20 protein-coding genes and 2 tRNA genes are annotated in these 17,876 nt (G+C 54.4%); 13 read left to right on the top strand and 9 right to left on the bottom strand.

Annotation, left to right across the window (positions count from 1 at the left end; all coding sequences use genetic code 11):
* Nucleotides 1-81: 81 nt before the first annotated feature.
* The gene (locus AOY24_RS24925; RefSeq protein WP_086512609.1) at nt 82-171 is read right to left on the bottom strand and encodes a YnhF family membrane protein; all 90 of its coding nucleotides are present in this window, start codon (nt 169-171) and stop codon (nt 82-84) included.
* Between the two features lie 293 nt (nt 172-464).
* Between AOY24_RS24925 and purR the strand changes: the two genes are divergently transcribed.
* Nucleotides 465-1,490, top strand: coding sequence for an HTH-type transcriptional repressor PurR (purR, locus tag AOY24_RS11550; protein ID WP_044265381.1), 1,026 nt, complete (start codon nt 465-467; stop codon nt 1,488-1,490).
* On the opposite strand, the gene punR is transcribed toward purR, so the two are convergent.
* Nucleotides 1,487-2,419 carry a DNA-binding transcriptional activator PunR gene (gene punR / locus AOY24_RS11545; protein WP_054176662.1) on the bottom strand — a complete coding sequence of 311 codons (933 nt, stop codon included), beginning with the start codon at nt 2,417-2,419 and terminating at the stop codon, nt 1,487-1,489. The genes purR and punR overlap by 4 nt on opposite strands.
* A gap of 111 nt (nt 2,420-2,530) precedes the next feature.
* Here punR and punC point away from each other — a divergent pair, with 111 nt between their 5' ends.
* Both punC and cfa read left to right on the top strand, forming a co-directional pair.
* A complete protein-coding gene (gene punC, locus AOY24_RS11540; protein ID WP_043000815.1) occupies nt 2,531-3,736 on the top strand; it encodes a purine nucleoside transporter PunC in 1,206 nt (401 codons plus the stop codon).
* Nucleotides 3,737-4,028: 292 nt separating this feature from the next.
* Nucleotides 4,029-5,177: a cyclopropane fatty acyl phospholipid synthase gene (cfa, locus tag AOY24_RS11535; protein ID WP_054176661.1), complete on the top strand. Its 1,149-nt coding sequence runs from the start codon at nt 4,029-4,031 to the stop codon at nt 5,175-5,177.
* Nucleotides 5,178-5,218: 41 nt separating this feature from the next.
* Here the strand turns inward: cfa and AOY24_RS11530 are convergent, their stop codons facing one another.
* Nucleotides 5,219-5,860 (bottom strand): riboflavin synthase, encoded by a 642-nt coding sequence (locus AOY24_RS11530; protein WP_043000817.1) that lies wholly within the window; start codon nt 5,858-5,860, stop codon nt 5,219-5,221.
* A 219-nt stretch (nt 5,861-6,079) separates the two neighbouring features.
* On the opposite strand from AOY24_RS11530, the gene mdtK reads away from it, so the two are divergent.
* The 4 genes from mdtK (at nt 6,080) to AOY24_RS11510 (ending at nt 8,421) form a co-directional block, all read left to right on the top strand.
* Entirely contained in the window at nt 6,080-7,453 is a 1,374-nt protein-coding gene (gene mdtK / locus AOY24_RS11525; RefSeq protein ID WP_043001940.1) for a multidrug efflux MATE transporter MdtK, read from the top strand.
* Nucleotides 7,454-7,604: 151 nt separating this feature from the next.
* Nucleotides 7,605-7,681, top strand: a tRNA-Val gene (locus tag AOY24_RS11520).
* Between the two features lie 4 nt (nt 7,682-7,685).
* Nucleotides 7,686-7,762 (top strand) — tRNA-Val (locus AOY24_RS11515).
* A 353-nt stretch (nt 7,763-8,115) separates the two neighbouring features.
* Nucleotides 8,116-8,421 carry a monooxygenase gene (locus AOY24_RS11510; RefSeq protein WP_043000818.1) on the top strand — a complete coding sequence of 102 codons (306 nt, stop codon included), beginning with the start codon at nt 8,116-8,118 and terminating at the stop codon, nt 8,419-8,421.
* A 36-nt stretch (nt 8,422-8,457) separates the two neighbouring features.
* Here AOY24_RS11510 and AOY24_RS11505 read toward each other — a convergent pair whose 3' ends face one another.
* Nucleotides 8,458-9,255 carry an MBL fold metallo-hydrolase gene (locus AOY24_RS11505; protein ID WP_043000819.1) on the bottom strand — a complete coding sequence of 266 codons (798 nt, stop codon included), beginning with the start codon at nt 9,253-9,255 and terminating at the stop codon, nt 8,458-8,460.
* A gap of 166 nt (nt 9,256-9,421) precedes the next feature.
* Here AOY24_RS11505 and AOY24_RS11500 point away from each other — a divergent pair, with 166 nt between their 5' ends.
* On the top strand, nt 9,422-11,032 hold the full coding sequence (locus tag AOY24_RS11500) for an FAD-NAD(P)-binding protein (protein ID WP_054176660.1): 1,611 nt from the start codon (nt 9,422-9,424) through the stop codon (nt 11,030-11,032).
* Nucleotides 11,033-11,115: 83 nt separating this feature from the next.
* Nucleotides 11,116-11,256 (top strand): hypothetical protein, encoded by a 141-nt coding sequence (locus tag AOY24_RS24920; protein WP_090050030.1) that lies wholly within the window; start codon nt 11,116-11,118, stop codon nt 11,254-11,256.
* Between the two features lie 118 nt (nt 11,257-11,374).
* Here the strand turns inward: AOY24_RS24920 and AOY24_RS25265 are convergent, their stop codons facing one another.
* Complete coding sequence (locus AOY24_RS25265; protein WP_044254704.1) at nt 11,375-11,566, bottom strand: hypothetical protein; 192 nt, start codon at nt 11,564-11,566, stop codon at nt 11,375-11,377.
* Nucleotides 11,567-11,798: 232 nt separating this feature from the next.
* Between AOY24_RS25265 and AOY24_RS11490 the strand changes: the two genes are divergently transcribed.
* Genes AOY24_RS11490 through AOY24_RS11475 form a run of 4 tightly spaced genes read left to right on the top strand, consistent with a single transcriptional unit; the run spans nt 11,799 to nt 14,898 of the window.
* Entirely contained in the window at nt 11,799-12,632 is an 834-nt protein-coding gene (locus AOY24_RS11490; RefSeq protein WP_043000822.1) for an ABC transporter substrate-binding protein, read from the top strand.
* Between the two features lies 1 nt (nt 12,633).
* Complete coding sequence (locus AOY24_RS11485; RefSeq protein ID WP_054176659.1) at nt 12,634-13,452, top strand: amino acid ABC transporter ATP-binding protein; 819 nt, start codon at nt 12,634-12,636, stop codon at nt 13,450-13,452.
* Nucleotides 13,449-14,231: an amino acid ABC transporter permease gene (locus tag AOY24_RS11480; RefSeq protein WP_161804584.1), complete on the top strand. Its 783-nt coding sequence runs from the start codon at nt 13,449-13,451 to the stop codon at nt 14,229-14,231. Before AOY24_RS11485 ends, AOY24_RS11480 begins: the two co-directional genes overlap by 4 nt.
* A complete protein-coding gene (locus tag AOY24_RS11475; RefSeq protein ID WP_043000825.1) occupies nt 14,221-14,898 on the top strand; it encodes an amino acid ABC transporter permease in 678 nt (225 codons plus the stop codon). Before AOY24_RS11480 ends, AOY24_RS11475 begins: the two co-directional genes overlap by 11 nt.
* Nucleotides 14,899-14,902: 4 nt before the next feature.
* On the opposite strand, the gene ydhT is transcribed toward AOY24_RS11475, so the two are convergent.
* From ydhT to AOY24_RS11455, 4 genes are read right to left on the bottom strand one after another with little or no spacing between them, the layout of a single operon-like run.
* A complete protein-coding gene (gene ydhT, locus AOY24_RS11470; protein WP_043000826.1) occupies nt 14,903-15,712 on the bottom strand; it encodes a protein YdhT in 810 nt (269 codons plus the stop codon).
* A gap of 3 nt (nt 15,713-15,715) precedes the next feature.
* Nucleotides 15,716-16,501, bottom strand: a complete 786-nt coding sequence (gene phsC / locus AOY24_RS11465; protein ID WP_054176657.1) for a thiosulfate reductase cytochrome B subunit — start codon at nt 16,499-16,501, stop codon at nt 15,716-15,718.
* On the bottom strand, nt 16,498-17,166 hold the full coding sequence (locus AOY24_RS11460; protein WP_044326967.1) for a 4Fe-4S dicluster domain-containing protein: 669 nt from the start codon (nt 17,164-17,166) through the stop codon (nt 16,498-16,500). The genes phsC and AOY24_RS11460 overlap by 4 nt, the downstream gene beginning before the upstream one ends.
* A gap of 50 nt (nt 17,167-17,216) precedes the next feature.
* Nucleotides 17,217-17,867 (bottom strand): YdhW family putative oxidoreductase system protein, encoded by a 651-nt coding sequence (locus AOY24_RS11455; RefSeq protein WP_044254721.1) that lies wholly within the window; start codon nt 17,865-17,867, stop codon nt 17,217-17,219.
* Nucleotides 17,868-17,876 lie beyond the last annotated feature (9 nt).

Genomic DNA, 17,876 nt, shown 5'->3' with positions numbered 1-17,876 from the left:
TAACAAAAATACAAAAGACTTTTGCAGATTCAATAACAATATGGCGGGAGGTTCGAGGGAGCAGGAACTCCCCCGAGGGGATCAGTGCAGTGCCGCCGTCAGGCCGCCCGCAACGATTAAAGCCAGGACAATAAACGTGGTCACTAATGAAAATTTCAGATCGGTGCTCATCAACTTTTCTCCTTTTTATACCCACACAAAAAGTGATATAGCGCATTTTTACACACTTGAGTGTAAAAATCTCCCACGATTTAGAGTGATATGTGCTTTTAATACTTCCCCTTTTCGTAAAGATCAGACAAAATTCGACGCTTACTTGATTAGCGTACCGGCCATTGACCCCTTCCTGACGTTCCGTGTCGTTTCCCGGCGTGCCGCAGCCCTGACGTTGGGCACAGGATGAGTAAAGGCAAACGTTTACTTGGCGTAATTTAATGTTCAGGTTGGGTCTGGAGTGAGATTTAATGGCAACAATTAAAGATGTAGCGAAGCGCGCAAACGTTTCCACTACAACCGTGTCACACGTAATTAACAAAACGCGTTTCGTCGCTGAAGAAACACGCAATGCAGTGTGGGCGGCAATCAAAGAATTGCACTATTCCCCCAGCGCGGTTGCCCGTAGCCTGAAAGTTAACCATACCAAATCTATCGGTTTGCTGGCGACGAGCAGCGAAGCCCCCTATTTTGCTGAAATTATTGAAGCGGTTGAGAAGAACTGCTTCCAGAAGGGCTATACCCTGATCCTCGGCAACGTCTGGAACAACCTGGAAAAGCAGCGTGCCTATCTGTCGATGATGGCGCAAAAACGCGTTGATGGCCTGTTGGTAATGTGTTCCGAATACCCCGATCCCCTGCTCTCGATGCTGGAAGAATATCGTCATATCCCAATGGTGGTGATGGACTGGGGCGAAGCCAAAGCCGACTTCACTGATACGGTGATTGATAACGCCTTCGAGGGCGGCTACATGGCAGGCCGTTACCTCGTCGAGCGTGGACATCGCGAAATTGGCGTGATCCCAGGACTGATGGAGCGTAACACCGGCGCAGGCCGTTTGGCCGGATTTATGAAAGCGATGGATGAAGCGCTGATTAAAGTGCCTGAAAACTGGATTGTTCAAGGCGACTTCGAGCCGGAATCCGGCTACCGCGCCATGCAGCAAATTCTGTCGCAGGCGCATCGCCCAACGGCGGTCTTCTGTGGCGGCGATGTCATGGCGATGGGCGCCCTTTGCGCCGCTGATGAGATGGGTCTGCGCGTCCCGCAGGACGTGTCGCTGATAGGCTACGACAACGTGCGCAACGCCCGCTTCTTTACACCAGCGTTGACCACCATCCACCAGCCGAAAGATTCACTGGGTGAGACGGCCTTTAATATGTTACTGGACCGTATCGTCAATAAACGCGAAGAGTCGCAGTCTATTGAAGTCCACCCGCGCCTGGTGGAGCGCCGCTCCGTGGCGGATGGCCCGTTCCGCGACTACCGTCGTTAAGCCTCTTCTGCGGGAGTCTCATCGGGCTCCCGCAGCCACTCTTTGTTCAGCGTTTCACTGTCTCCCAGATAATCCAGCAGCCAGATCAGCGCAGGTGACATATCATTCTGCTGCCAGGTCAGGCAACAGGCCGCATCCGGGAAAGGATTATCCAGATTTAACGCGACCCACTGCCCCTTGTTGAGATACGGCTTGGCGAAATGTGTCGGGACCATGCCGACACAGAGTCCGGCGCTGATACAGGTCGCGGAAGAATCCCAGTCCGGCACCACCACCCGCTTCTGATTGTCCAGCAGCCAGGTCACGCGTTTCGGCAGCGTGCGGGAGGTATCTTCCAGCACCAGCGACGGCCAGTTGCGCAACGTGTCATCGCTTAACGGCCCGCTCATGGCGGCCAGCGGATGCGTACTGGCAACGACACAACACCAGCTCAGCTTACCCATATCGCGGAAAGTGTATCGTCCGCCAACCGGGATCGCCTGGGTTGCCCCGATGGCGAGTTCGACCCGACCATCTGACAGCGCGTCCCAGACGCCATTAAACACCTCCTGGAAGACCAGTAGTTCCACGTCATCAAAGTGGCGGTAGAAATCGACAATCAATTGCCGCGTGCGTTCCGGGCGCACGATATTGTCCACCGCAATGGGGAGTTGCCCACGCCAGCCGTTAGCGATCTGCTGACACTGTTGACGCGTGATCTGCATTTTTTTGATGACAGAGCGGCCTTCTTTCAAAAACCAGGCGCCCGCCGGCGTTAACACCACATCACGATGGCGACGTTCAAAAAGCGGGACGGCCAGCCACTCTTCCAGTTGGCGAACCGTATAGCTGACCGCTGAAGGCACCCGGTGCAACTCCTGGGCCGCGGAACTGAAGCTCCCGTTGCGTGCCACGGCATCGACCACTTCCAGCGCATATTCTGACCACATAATCTGCCTACAAAATTTTTGAATGCAATAAACAAATATTACCGTTTCACAAGCCCAAATTCACTCCCTACACTCTGCGCCAGTGTGATTAATCAAAATTAGAGAACAACTATGCAACCAGGAAAAGGGTTTTTAGTCTGGCTGGCAGGGCTCAGCGTGTTGGGTTTTCTGGCAACCGACATGTATTTGCCCGCTTTTGCCGCCATTCAATCTGACCTGCAAACACCGGCCTCTGCCGTAAGCGCCAGCCTGAGTCTGTTTTTAGCAGGCTTCGCCGTCGCCCAACTGCTGTGGGGACCCCTCTCTGACCGTTATGGCCGTAAACCGATCCTGTTGCTGGGTCTGTCTGTCTTCGCCCTCGGTAGCCTGGGTATGCTGTGGGTGGAGAGCGCAACGGGCCTGTTAGTACTGCGTTTTATTCAGGCCGTGGGAGTCTGCGCGGCGACCGTCATCTGGCAGGCGCTGGTTACCGATTACTATCCTTCGCATAAAATTAACCGCATTTTCGCGACCATCATGCCGCTGGTCGGGCTGTCTCCTGCACTGGCGCCGTTATTAGGCAGTTGGATTCTGACCCATCTTTCCTGGCAGGCGATCTTTGCCACGCTGTTTTTCATCACGCTGCTGCTGATGCTGCCCGCCCTGTTTTTAAAGCCCACCACCCGAGCTCGCGATGACAGCAAGGACAAACTGACGTTCACCACCCTGCTGCGTGCGAAAGCGTACCGCGGCAACGTCCTGATTTACGCCGCCTGTTCTGCCAGCTTCTTTGCGTGGTTGACCGGTTCCCCGTTTATTTTGAGTGAAATGGGCTACAGCCCGGCGGTGATTGGGCTGAGCTACGTACCGCAGACCATTGCTTTTCTGATTGGCGGCTATGGCTGTCGCGCCGCGTTGCAAAAATGGCAGGGACAACAGCTCCTGCCCTGGCTGCTGGTTATCTATGCGCTGAGCGTGGTGGCAACCTGGGCGGCAAGTTTTATCCATCACATCACGCTTGCAGAGATCCTGATCCCCTTCTGCATAATGGCGATTGCCAACGGGGCTATTTACCCGATTGTGGTTGCCCAGGCGCTGCGTCCATTCCCGCAGGCGACGGGTCGTGCCGCAGCCCTGCAAAATACCCTGCAGTTGGGTCTGTGCTTCCTGGCAAGCCTGGTCGTTTCCTGGCTTATCAGCACACCGCTGTTGACCACGACCAGCGTGATGTTGTCTACGGTGGTACTGGCTGGACTGGGCTATAAGATGCAACTGCAGCCTTCTAACGACTGTGCGCAGCATGATAATTGCGGGATTGCCCACAGCGAATCCCATTGATATCACTCATAATCACCGTTAATTAGTCGGCTAACAATTTTTGGTTGTATCATCGTTTTTTGAGGCCTATACTAAATTTAGGTTGTTAAAAATTACGATAATTATTATGTGTTAACGGGAACCGGAGCGTTCCCGGTTCCCCATGGATGGCCTTTTCGGCAAGGGGTCCTCCCTTCCTCTGTTCTACGTCGGATAATAGACTCGCGGAATGTTTCCGTGAGATTTCTCACAAAGCCCAAAAAGCGTCTACGCTGTTTTAAGGTTCTGATCACCGACCAGTGATGGAGAAACTATGAGTTCATCGTGTATAGAAGAAGTCAGCGTACCGGATGACGACTGGTACCGTATCACTAACGAATTATTAAGCCGCGCGGGCATTGCCATCAACGGCTCTTCACCAGCAGATATACGCGTTAAAAACCCCGATTTTTTCAAACGCGTTTTACAAGAGGGGTCGCTCGGTCTGGGTGAGAGTTACATGGATGGCTGGTGGGAATGCGATCGGCTGGACCAGTTTTTTAGCAAAGTTCTGCGAGCAGGACTGGAAAACCAACTTCCCCATCATTTCAAAGATACCCTCCGCATCGCGGCCGCTCGCCTGTTCAATCTGCAAAGTAAAAAACGAGCGTGGATCGTCGGTAAAGAACATTACGATCTCGGCAACGATCTGTTCAGCCGTATGCTCGACCCCTTTATGCAGTATTCCTGCGCGTACTGGAAAGACGCGGATACTCTGGAGGCGGCGCAGCAGGCCAAACTGCGGTTAATCTGCGAGAAATTGCAACTGCAACCCGGTATGCGTGTGCTGGATATTGGCTGCGGCTGGGGGGGGTTATCGCACTATATGGGGACGCATTACGGCGTCAGTGTGGTTGGCGTGACGATTTCAGCCGAGCAGCAGAAAATGGCTCAGGCCCGCTGTGCCGGGTTGGATGTGTCGATTCTGTTGCAGGATTATCGTGATTTGCACGATCAGTTTGACCGCATTGTCTCGGTAGGCATGTTTGAGCACGTCGGCCCTAAAAATTACGCGACCTATTTTGACGTGGTTGATCGCAATCTGAAACCCGAAGGGCTGTTCTTATTACATACCATCGGTTCGAAAAAAACCGACAATAATGTCGACCCGTGGATCAACAAGTATATCTTCCCGAATGGTTGCCTCCCGTCAGTACGTCAGATAGCCAACGCCAGTGAATCGCACTTTGTGATGGAAGACTGGCATAACTTCGGCGCGGATTACGACAAGACGCTGATGGCATGGTACGAGCGTTTTCTCGCTGCCTGGCCTGAAATTGCCGAGAACTATTCCGAGCGTTTTAAACGGATGTTCAGCTACTACCTCAACGCCTGCGCCGGCGCGTTTCGCGCCCGCGATATTCAGCTCTGGCAGGTGGTATTCTCGCGCGGCGTCGAAGACGGCCTGCGCGTAGCCCGCTAAACTTTCTTATGCCCCCGCCGTCTTGCGGGGGCTGGAGGGTTTTACGCTTCGCTGGCGGTTTTCGTTACCGCCGCTTCACGCGCAGCCAACACGCGTTCTACCGTATCCACCACCGCCTGCGTTTGCGGATCGATTTCGATATTGACGCGCGCGCCCAGTTTTTTCTTACCCAGCGTCGTGCGTTCCAGGGTTTCCGGAATGAGATGCACGCAAAAACGCGTCGCGGTGACTTCTCCGACGGTCAGGCTGATCCCATCAATCCCGATAAAACCTTTGTACAAGATGTATTTCATTAGCGTCGGATCCTGGACTTTGAACCAGATCTGACGGTTGTTTTCGGAGGTTAAAATCTTTGACACTTCCGCGGTGGTCATGATGTGACCGGACATCAGATGCCCGCCAATCTCATCGCTGAATTTTGCCGCACGCTCGACGTTAAGCAGGTCGCCCACCTTCAGATCGCCCAGATTGGTGATCCGCAGCGTTTCTTTCATCAAATCAAAACTAATGCGATTGCCGTTAATTTCTGTGACGGTCAGGCAGCAGCCGTTATGCGCCACCGACGCGCCCGTTTCCAGCGCGTCCAGCATGTATTCAGGTAATTCCACTACATGGGTGCGAAAATTGGGTTTTTCATCGATCGACACCAGTTTTGCGGTGCCCTGCACAATACCTGTAAACATACCTACAACTCCTGAATTCAGTTAAGCCATTTCTGCCTGCCACAATAGCAGTTGGAAAATCAGGTTGCCAGTGAAGTGCCCCTTGGCCTGTTTTTTTCACTGGTGAAATTAGCATTCATCGCTACAATAGACTGAAATTTCCCCTTACATCTTCTTCTTGCTGCCACCCGTGGCGGCTTTTTTAGTCTCTCAAATAAAAACAAAATGATAGGTGTACACGTGCAGAAGTATATCAGTGAAGCGCGTCAGTTATTGGCTCTGGCAATACCGGTGATTCTTGCGCAAATCGCCCAAACCGCAATGGGGTTCGTCGATACCGTGATGGCGGGTGGTTACAGCGCCACCGACATGGCGGCCGTCGCCATTGGCACCTCCATCTGGCTGCCCGCCATTCTGTTCGGCCACGGGTTGCTGCTGGCGCTGACTCCGGTGATTGCTCAGCTCAATGGTTCCGGACGCCGCGATCGCATTGCGCATCAGGTGCGTCAGGGCTTCTGGCTGGCGGGTTTCGTCTCACTGCTGATTATGATTGTGCTGTGGAACGCCGGTTATATCATCCGCTCTATGCATAACATCGATCCGGCCCTGGCGGATAAAGCCGTCGGTTACCTTCGTGCATTGTTATGGGGCGCACCGGGCTATCTGTTCTTCCAGGTTGCGCGTAACCAGTGCGAAGGTCTGGCGAAAACCAAACCCGGCATGGTGATGGGTTTTCTTGGCCTGCTGGTCAACATCCCGGTGAACTATATCTTTATCTATGGTCACTTCGGCATGCCGGAACTCGGCGGTGTCGGCTGCGGTGTGGCGACTGCGGCGGTCTATTGGGTGATGTTTAGCGCCATGCTCTGGTACGTGAAACATGCGCGTTCAATGCGCGATATCCGCAATGAACAGCGTTTCAGCAAGCCGGATAACGTAGTAATGAAGCGTCTGGTGCAACTGGGTCTGCCGATTGCGCTGGCACTGTTCTTTGAAGTCACATTGTTCGCCGTGGTGGCGCTCCTGGTTTCTCCGCTGGGCATTGTCGATGTCGCTGGTCACCAGATCGCCCTGAACTTCAGTTCGCTGATGTTTGTTTTGCCGATGTCACTGGCGGCGGCGGTCACTATTCGCGTGGGCTATCGTCTCGGACAAGGTTCAACGCTGGATGCGCAAACCGCCGCGCGTACTGGTTTAGGCGTTGGCGTCTGCATGGCGTGTCTGACGGCTATCTTTACCGTGACGCTGCGTGAGCACATCGCCCTGCTCTATAACGACAATCCTGAAGTGGTGACGCTGGCGGCGCAACTGATGCTGCTGGCGGCGGTTTATCAGATTTCGGACTCCATCCAGGTCATCGGCAGCGGGATCCTGCGTGGTTACAAAGATACGCGTTCGATTTTCTTTATCACCTTTACCGCCTACTGGGTGTTGGGATTACCGAGCGGTTATATTCTCGCCCTGACCGACCTGGTGGTGGACAGGATGGGGCCGGCTGGATTCTGGATGGGCTTTATCATCGGCCTGACGTCGGCGGCGGTTATGATGATGCTGCGAATGCGCTTCCTGCAACGTCTGCCTTCTACGGTGATTCTGCAGCGCGCTGCGCGATAAAGCGACGATAGCCGCCAGCTGGCGGCTATTCTCTCGACATTTTGCGCACTTCCTCCGCAATCGAGTGAAATCCGGAAGAAAATTACCATTTCCCTCTTGCCACCTCCCGGCTCTGCCGCTAATATTCGTCCCCGTTGTCACACACAACGTTGCGTTCATAGCTCAGTTGGTTAGAGCACCACCTTGACATGGTGGGGGTCGTTGGTTCGAGTCCAATTGAACGCACCATTTTGCGTCCGTAGCTCAGTTGGTTAGAGCACCACCTTGACATGGTGGGGGTCGGTGGTTCGAGTCCACTCGGACGCACCATTTCACCGCCTGGTGATAGGGTGCCTGTTCTCTTTCCCTGCTCTCCTATTTTTCTCTGGTATTATTTCTCATCACTCAGTTTCGCGTAATAAAAATCAATAAATTACCCATTCATTGATTCATATTCCTGACTTGCGGGTGTGGGGGAAGTCTTCGCTTACCTTCCCATTAACCGTGTTGTATTGATGCAGCTTATTAACTACTTTCACTCCTCGCTTGCCATGACCTCCACTGCAGCATGAATGGGGTTTGCGCGCCCTGATTCTGGTACACTCCCCGACATAGTGTCAGGGAGAAGAGTTCAGTTCATTGTCACTGTGAATGATCATTACGTCGTTGAATGGAGAATGGATATGCCGAAATTGTTACAACTTCACTTCGCTTTTACTGGCCCATTTGGCGCAGAAATGGCTGAGCAACTGCGTGGTCTGGCGGAGTCGATTAACCAGGAGCCGGGATTTATCTGGAAGGTGTGGACGGAGAGTGAGCAAAACAAGGAAGCGGGAGGGATCTATCTTTTCGAAAGCGAGGAGACCGCGCTGGCTTATCTGGATAAACATACCGCGCGTTTAAAAAACCTTGGCGTTGACGAAGTCATCGCGAAAGTGTTTGACGTGAATATTCCGTTGAGCAAAATCAACAACGCCAGAGTGGGTTAATAATGCCGCAGAGGGGGATTTTCCCCCTCTGCGGATTTAACGTGACGCCAGGCTGGAGAGATATTTTTCCCCCGAGCGTTGCACGATTTGACTGGCATTGTGGGTAATATTCTGCCCTTCAAATGCCCCGTACAGACTGGAAAACGTCACCGTGTTTAACCGCTGGATGATCCCACCGACGGTTTTCGATGACAGCGGCAACATGTTCGGATAGCTCCACATAAACGACACCGCGTCAGCACCGGGAGTGACCTGCAAGATATCTCCGGCGAGGATCGTCCCTTCCCCCTCCTCCAGATACAGAACCGTTCCCCCCGCAAAATGGCCGCCCAGACGCAATAAGCTGACGCCAGGAAGCACGTTGTGTTCTTCCCCTTCCCATAGCCGAATCCAGGGGCTGTCGCGCATGATCCAGTCCCTGTCAGCCGCGTGGAGCCAGACGGGAGCGTCAAACGCCTCCGCCCAGTCCTGCATGGTGGTGTAGTAATGAGGATGCGAAATCGCGATGGCGCTCAATCCCCCCATAGCGCGGATGAGCGTTCGGGTTGCCGGATCCAGATTCGCAACGCAATCCCAAAGGATATTTCCCACCGGCGTCCTGAGCAGAAACGCCCGCTGGTTTATGGCAAAGGAAGGAACCGTTTTCAGACTGAAAAGTTGCGGCGTATGCTGCTGCCACTTATTGGTATGGCTGGCGATGAGCTCATCAAAGTCCATCCAGGCCTGCCCGGATACAGGGATATATTGCCGCTCATCGTCGCAGATTTTACAACGTTTAACGTTGCCGTGGTGGTTATCGTATGAGGTGCCACAGGCTTTACACAGCGTTATCATCGTCACTCCTTTCCTCACAATAAACACCGTTAAGTATGGCAGAGGACACCGCTCGTCAGGCACGTAAGCGATTCCAGACCGAAACATCCGGGCCTTCCTCAACTACACTGACATGATGTAACCGCAATCCCAGCGGCAAAATAAAAATAACAGGACGGACAGGAGTATGAAAAAAATCGCGATTATCGGAGCTGGCCCCACAGGCGTCTATACCTTTTTCTCATTACTAAAAGAGGAGCAGCCACTGGAGATCGTCGTTTTTGAACGCGGAAACCGGGCAGGAATTGGTATGCCTTACACCCATTCTGATAATAGTCCAATGATGTTGGCAAATATTGCCAGTATTGAGGTCCCACCTCTTTTTGACACCTGGCTTGAGTGGTTGCAAACCCAGGAAGCGCAGTACCTTGCACAGTTTGCCGTTAAGAAAGAAACGCTGCACCAGCGTCAGTTTCTGCCACGCATTCTGCTCGGCGACTATTTTCGCGCGCAGTTTTTGCAGGCCGTCCACCACGCAGAAAATCGAGGATTTAAGGTGAGATTGTACGAATCCTGTGAAGTCACGGATGTCTCAGCTGTGTCCACTGGCGTACAACTCTGGACCGATCAACACACGGAGCCGCTGCATGTCGACTTAGCAGTGATTGCCACGGGACACGTCTGGCCGGACGATGACGAATCCACGCACGCATTTTATCCCAGCCCCTGGTCCGGCTTGATGGACGCGGACGTGCCCGCCGCCAAAGTGGGCATTCTTGGAACCTCATTGAGCGCTCTGGATGCCGCAATGGCGGTTGCGGTACAGCATGGAACCTTTCACGAAACAGAGGAACATCAGGTCAATTTCACACTGAATAAAGGCAGTGAAGCGCTGGAGATTACGCTGATGTCCCGTTCCGGCATTTTGCCGGAAGCCGACTTCTATTGTCCTATACCCTATGAACCGCTGGAGTACGTTACCGATGAGGCTATTCAGCGCGAAATCGCTGCCGGTTCAACAGAACTCCTCGATCGCGTTTTTAGACTGATGCAGCAAGAACTCGCCTTAGCCGATCCCAAATGGGCCAGGCAAATGTCGCTCTCCTCACTGGATGCGGATAGCTTTCCCGTCGCGGTGTTTGCCGACAGAGCGCGCAGCGATCCGTTCGAATGGGCGGCCGCAAATCTGAAAGAGGTCGACGAGAATAAGCGTAACAAACACACCGTTGCCTGGCGCTATACCTTGCTGCGTTTACATGAAAAGGTTCAGGAGATCGTTACGCACCTGAATGAACAGGATAGTGAACGATTTAACATCGGTCTCGCTCGCGTATTTATTGATAATTATGCGGCGATCCCCTCAGAGTCAGTTCGCCGAATGCTGGCGTTGCACGCAGCCGGTATTCTGCGCATTCTCACGCTGGGACAGGATTACAGGAAGGAGATAAAAGCGGATCGCACTGAGATTACGACGCACAACGATCGCCTGTCCTTTGACGTATTCATCGATGCACGTGGCCAAAAACCCCTGAAGACCAAAGACTTACCGTTCCCGCGATTACGCCAGCAATTACTGTCGTGTGGAGATGCAATTCCGGACGTTGGCGATGATTACACGCTTCAGGCACCAGAGAACGTTCGCGGACGAATTGCCTTTGGTGCCTTGCCCTATTTAATGCACGATCGGCCCTTTATCCAGGGACTCGTCGCCTGCCAGGAAATTGGCAACGCGATGGCCAGGGCAGTATCAAAACCGGCTTCCCGCCTGCGCAGACGTTTATCGATTTACGATCGCTAACGCCGCACGCATTGTGGATGCATCCAGATTCCTATTTGCTCTATACTTGTCGGAAGTCAAAAACGAGCGAAGAAAGGTGAATAATGGAAATTGATCTCGATAATCTGGTCTTTAACGGACTGGAAGAGGCGCAGGAACGTAACGCTGAACGTCTGGACGATGCGGACAAAAAAGCAGAATCGGTGATTGCCGATGATGACTGCGGCGACGCCTGCAAAATCTGATTTGTTTCAGCCTACCGCGCAGTTCTGCGCGGTAGTTCCTTCAACGTCTTTTATTTCCTTTGCATCTCCGTGGTGAGTGCAGATTTCATTCCAGTACACCTCGCGCATCCGACGGTGTTCAGCGTGTTGTTTGATCACGAAACCACTCCGGGTCAATGTTAGCAATGTCCACGCCGTACAGGCTGGCGACAGGAAGAATGGACTCCACAACGCGCTGCAGATTGACCTCTGCACCGGGCTGTCGGGTCCACTTTGGCGTGATGGCAACTCGCATCCAACGACGCGCCATCTGCATGTTTACCTTCTCCATCTCCGGCTCCTCTGTTTTGTCAGGTGCTTTTCATTGCAGCGCAAACCGCACAAAAAATGAAATGCGAATTCTGCGCACCGTTATCTGTTTTTGTTCGTTAGTAACCCTTCGTTAACACACTGTTCACTAATAACTTTTTGCATATAAATAAGATTTTTTTCTTCTTTTGCTGCGGGTTCGGGTTGTGGGAGCGTAAAAGGACAAACCAATAATTTCAGGGATATCAAAGAAAATGATGGCAACGAAAACACAACGTACGAAAAAAACGATTCTCGCCCTCGGCGTCATGCTCGCCACGAGTTTTTTGAGCATTCAGGCGCAGGCCGATCAACTCGCTGATATCAAGGCCGCAGGCGTGGTCAAGGTTGCGACGTTTGACGCTAACCCGCCGTTTGGCTCCGTCGATGCGAAAACCCATCAGATCGTGGGTTACGATGTTGATTTCGCTCAGGCGCTGGCAGCATCGCTGGGTGTGAAACTGGAACTGGTCGCCACCAATCCCGCTAACCGTATTCCGCTGCTGCAATCGGGGAAAGCCGATCTGATCGTCGCTGATATTACGATCACCCCCGAGCGCGCCCAGGTCATCGACTTCTCTGTGCCCTACTTTGTCACCGGTCAGCAATTCCTGGTGCCTGCCTCGTCACCCGATAAGCTGGATGAGTACAGCCGCGCACGCATTGGCGCAGTGAAAGGAACCACCGGTGAGCAGGCGCTACATCAGCGGTTCCCGCAATCCCGCGTGCTGGCCTATGACGATATCCCGCTGGCGTTAACTGCCCTGCGCAACGGCAACGTGCAGGCTATCACTCAGGACTCCACTATCCTGGCGGGTTTGCTCAGTGGCGCACCGGACAAAGCGCAGTTTAAAATCCTGCCGGATTTACTCAGCAAAGAGGAAATCGGCGTGGGCGTGAAGAAAGGCGAACCGGCGTTGTTGAAAGCGGTTAACGATGAATTATTGCGACTCGAATCCAGTGGGCAGGCAGGCAAAATTTATGATGTCTGGTTTGGCCCGGAAACGAAAAATCCGCAGCCGCGCGCCTTTAAAATTGAGGCCAGATAAGATGCTGGCTGGTTTATTCACCCCGTCCGCAGCCGGAGCTGCGGATTTCCACACATTGCGCCAGGCGCGAGTTGAGTTACGCGACGTGGTGAAAGCGTACGGCGATCACCGGGTACTCAACGGCGTCAGTCTCACCGTCGAACCCGGTGAAGTTGTGACTATTCTTGGCCCCTCGGGATCGGGGAAATCGACCCTGATCCGCCTGATTAACCAACTGGAATCATTGAGTGGCGGCGATATCTTTATTGATGACAAACCGGTCGGTCAACTTATGGGGGCCGCGCTGCGACAGTTGCGTAGCCGCATTGGTTTTGTATTCCAGCAGTTCAATCTGTATGCCCATCTGACGGCGCAGCAGAATATCACCCTCGCGCTGGAGTACGTCCACGGCTGGAATAAAACCGACGCCACACAACGCGCTTATGCCCTGCTGGAACAGGTTGGGCTGGAAGAGAAGGCTGGCGCTTATCCGGCACAGCTTTCCGGCGGTCAACAGCAGCGGGTGGCGATTGCCCGCGCGCTGGCCTCTTCGCCGCAAATTCTCCTGTTTGATGAGCCCACCTCTGCACTCGATCCGGAAATGATCGGTGAGGTGTTACAGGTCATGAAACGTCTGGCGCACAGCGGTATTACAATGATTGTGGTCACCCACGAGATGCATTTTGCCCGTGAAATCGCCGACCGGGTGGTGTTTATCGACGGCGGCGATATTCTCGAAATCGCCTCCCCGGAGGCCTTTTTTACCCGGCCGCAGCACCCGCGCACCCAGCGTTTTCTGCAAAAAGTGCTGGATCCGTTGCATCAGGAGTTATCACGATAATGCCGTCAATGGACTGGCAGGGAGTGCTCACCGGCCTGCCCCTGCAATGGATCCTCTCCGGATTTCTCACCACGCTGTGGGTCAGCGCCGCAGGCATTTTCCTCGCCACGCTGTTGGCCATCTTGCTGTTAGCCCTTCGTCTTTCCGGCCATCGCATGGGCCGTCGCCTGGTGGCTGGTTGGGTATCGCTGTTTCGTAACACCCCGCTGCTGGTCCAGTTGCTGTTCTGGTACTTCGCTGGCTGGAACCTGCTGCCGCGCAGTTTTATTGCTTTTGTCAACGCAGAGCATGGCTGGTCAATCCTGCCCGGCAACGTCTGGTGGCTGACCCCCGAGTTTCTTTGCTCAGCGTGGGGACTCGGCGTCTTTACCTCCGCATTCCTGGTCGAAGAGGTCGCCTCCGGGTTACAGGCAGTCTCCGCCGGGCAACGCGAAGCCGCGATCTCACAGGGATTTTCCTCATGGCAGACCTTCCGCCATATCCTGCTGCCGCAGGGACTAACCAATGCCTGGCAACCGGTGGTGGGGCAATATCTCAACCTGATGAAACTATCGTCATTAGCCAGCGGGATTGGCTTTGCGGAACTGACCTACCAGGTTCGCCAGATTGAAAGCTACAACGCCCATGCGCTGGAGGCCTTTGCCGTGGGCACTGCGCTTTATCTGTTCACCGGCGTGACGTTCGGTCTGCTGTTGACCCATCTGGGGCCCGCCCCCCGACTGGAAAAAAAGCCGCAACTCCGCCGGTTCCGGTTCAGGAGTCCCCAGCATGATCGCTAATATTGCGGTGATAACCGACAATCTGGATTATCTTCTGTGGGGACGACTGGCCGACGGTCAACCTGGCGGTGTATTGTTGACCCTGATGATGGCGCTGGGTGCGGCGGTGCTGGCCTTACCTGCCGGTATTGCCCTTGCCGCTCTCGCCTGGCGTTTTCCGGGCGTTATCCGTAAGGGATTATTCATCTGGGCAGAGCTCATACGCGGGATACCACTGATCTTCGTTATTTTCTGGATGTGGTATCTGCTCCCTATGCTTACCGGCAGCGATCTGCCCGGTGCGGCAACGGTGACGCTGGCGCTGGCCTGGTTTACCGCTGCGTCGGTGATGCATTCTGTGTACGCGGGACTCAACGCACTACCCGCCGGACAATATGATGCGGCAGTGGCGCAGGGTTTTAGCCCTGTTCAGGCATTAAGAAGGGTTCTGCTACCGCAGGTGTTACGCCATATCCTTCCCTCCCTGACCGGGATATGCATTGGTCTGCTGAAGGACACATCGCTGGCGTTTATCGTCAACGTGCCGGAACTGACGACGGTGGCGGGACAGGTTAACAGCCGGGAACAGATTTACCCGGCGGCTATCTTCATCTTTACAGGCCTGGTCTACTATCTGCTTTGCTACGGGCTGGAGAAAGCGACCCGGCGAGGGTTTGCGCTTCGTTGAACGATCAGCACTCAACAAACTGGTGCGCGTCGTCGAGTCGGTATTTCACGCCGGCGCGGATCCCGGCTTCACCTTCAACCGCGACGGCGAAACGCATGCGTTTGCCGTCATGATACGCCAGCGCCGCGCAGCCGCCCGGTCCCAGCACGACGGAATCCACCACCCCGGTACTGGCAACGATCGCGTTATCGCCGTTACAGATGATATGCACATTATCGCCGCTGTTAGCGATTTTCGCATTGGCGCCAAAGCTCACTATCTGGCTCAGGTCACCGTTACTGGCGACATGATTTCTTTCACCGAGCGAACTCACCCGCACACGCATCCCGCTGCTGGCGATCCGCGTTCCGTTACCGGCGCTGCTGATTCGCGTGGAATTTCCTGCGGCGGCCAGCCGCGCGCGATCCCCGGAACTGCTGATATGGCTGTTGTAGCCAACGCTGCCAATGCGCACGCAGTATCCCGCACTGGCAATTTGTGACGCATAGCCTGCGCTGGCGATCTTCATGTTATCACCCGCACAGCCCAGATTCGCGTTATCACCCGCGTTCGCCACCTGCTGATCGCCCATTGAGATATCTGGCCGCGCCAGTCGCGACATGGCGGAGATATCCTGGCGGGCAAAATTTTCTTCATCCAGCCAGCGCGACCAGGCGTATTCCACCAGGCTGTTCGCCCAGTCGAGATAACCTTCGCGACTCAACGCCCGATGCACATCAGCGTAGTTGCCGCCTTCAGGAAAACGGCGCAGAAACCAGCGGTACATCACCGCGCCAACCCGCCAGTTGCGTATATCTTCTCGCGTGATCAGCATACGTTAATGCCGGTGATAGCCATCGACCATGCAGCGGAACGTTTCGCCAGGCGTGCGGCCCGTAGTGCACAGGTAGAGGTGACCAAAAATAAAGAACAGGCTGATGATTGCCAGCGCAAAATGCGCCTGCAACAACCAGTAGCGTACGCCGGGGAACAGATCGCCCACGACCTGCGGATAGAGCGCCAACAATCCGCTCAGCAGCAACAATGGCAACAATCCGTACATCACCACGACATAGGCCGCCTGCTGTAACGGATTAAACTTCGAACGCGGTGTTGCCGGGAACGGATGCGCTTCCCCCTGCATAATGCCAAACAGATAGAAACGGGTCTGTTTCATCGCTCGCGCCACCCAACCCTGGGGACGGATAATGTAATGATGACCGTTCCCCCCCAACGCATTGATCAGCACGAAACCGACCCAGCACGCCAGCAGCAAAAATCCGCAGACTTCGTGCACCGTCAGCAAGCTTTTCATTACCGCCGCGCTGACCAGAGAGAAATGGTTGATTAGCCCGCTACCGAGCAGGAGTAGAAACAGCAAGGCATTCGACCAGTGCCACAAGCGTACCGCGCGAGAATACAGGTAAACCTTCTCACCATGCCCGGCGGCTGCCTTGTTGGCCGCGCGAAAGCGAAGCCAGGCGTGTAACCCCAGCACCAGCCACATCGCCACCAGCAGAAGTCCGGCGATCACCAGCCAGACGGGCCAATACTCGGGAGAAAATACCGGCACATAATTTGCCAGTTGGGCCTGGAACTGTTCAGCATTCTGCGACGCGTTCATACATTATCCTTTTTAATCAAATGTTGACCGAACCGACGATACAGATGGGGCTTGCCCGCGCCCGGAAGTTGATACTGGTAATAGTTATTTTCCTGTAGCCAACGCTGGATGTCCGGGCTGTCTTCGCGTCCAAACAGCAGCGCATGTTCCGGGCAGGCGGTCACGCAAATGGGCGGAAAACCTTTTGCCAGTCGCGACTCGGCGCAAAAATCGCATTTGTCCGCCACTTTGGTTTGCGGATTCAGGTAACGCACCTGATAGGGGCACGCGCCGATGCAGTAACTACAGCCAATGCAGCGCGAACTGTCGACACGAACGATCCCGTTCTCATCGCGCCACGACGCACCGGTCGGGCAAACCTCAATGCAGGGGGCATCATCGCAGTGCTGGCAGGACTGACGGAAGTAGTGATACAGCGTCTCGTTGTCATTATCTGAAACGGGAATATGCGCAATCGACAGGCGACTTCCCTGCGCGGGAACATGATTCGTTTTGCGACAGGCGCGGGTACAGATGTTACAGCCATTACATCGCGATTCATCATGGATCATGACGTAACGAACGGGGCCGCTGGCTGTTGTCTTCGCCAGCAGCGTCTGGCCGGGTCCGCTGAAGAAAATGACCGTTCCCATGCCAAGCACAAATTTTCGTCGAGTGAAGGACATCTTGTTATCCTCTAATGCTGTGGTCGCGCTCGTCCACGCTTTCCATGAATTCAGGGATTCTGAAACTGCTCAACTTCCAGCCATTCGCACAAGCCGTATGCTTTGCCGTAACTCATAAAGCGTTCGCTGAATAAATACGGCACGTCGTTCGACGACGAGACCGGGCGAATATCGGCATAGTCGGGGTGCGTTTCAATCGCGGCCAGCGCGGCTTCTATCTGCTCAGGCGCGAAACCGTAAGGCGATTGTTCCAGCATGGCGATTTTGTACGGACGCGGATAGGTCTGACAGTCAAAGCGCACCGCCAGTGCGATTGCCCGACAGATATCCTTTTCCACCACCTGAACACACATGCCGGCATAGTTGGCGGTCATGGTCTGGGTTGAGTAGTAATATTCATCCTGAGAGCCCTGCACACAGGCGATATCCTCGCCGGCGAGCCCCTCTTTGAGCGTGTCCAGTAGCGGTGTGAGCGCCGCCTCTTCTACGGAGTACGGCGGCTGCAAGAACAGCTCGCGCGCGACAAGCTGGCCGTTCGCCGAATGCTGGCGGATAAAATCCGCCATAATCTCAGCAGGGCTTTCTGCTACCGCCTGTTCATCCGCGCAGGCTATCGGCTCATGTCGCCCCTGCAACCACTGCCGCTTTTCGAGATCGACATCCGGCGCGATAAGTTGGCTCACTTCCTCTGGTTGGCTCATTTTATTTCC

The sequence above is a fragment of the Citrobacter sp. CtB7.12 genome, assembly GCF_001297795.1.
Taxonomy (GTDB): Bacteria; Pseudomonadota; Gammaproteobacteria; order Enterobacterales; family Enterobacteriaceae; genus Citrobacter_A; species Citrobacter_A amalonaticus.
Note: the sequence above shows the minus strand (reverse complement) of the source record. Positions and strands in the feature narration are given on the sequence as shown.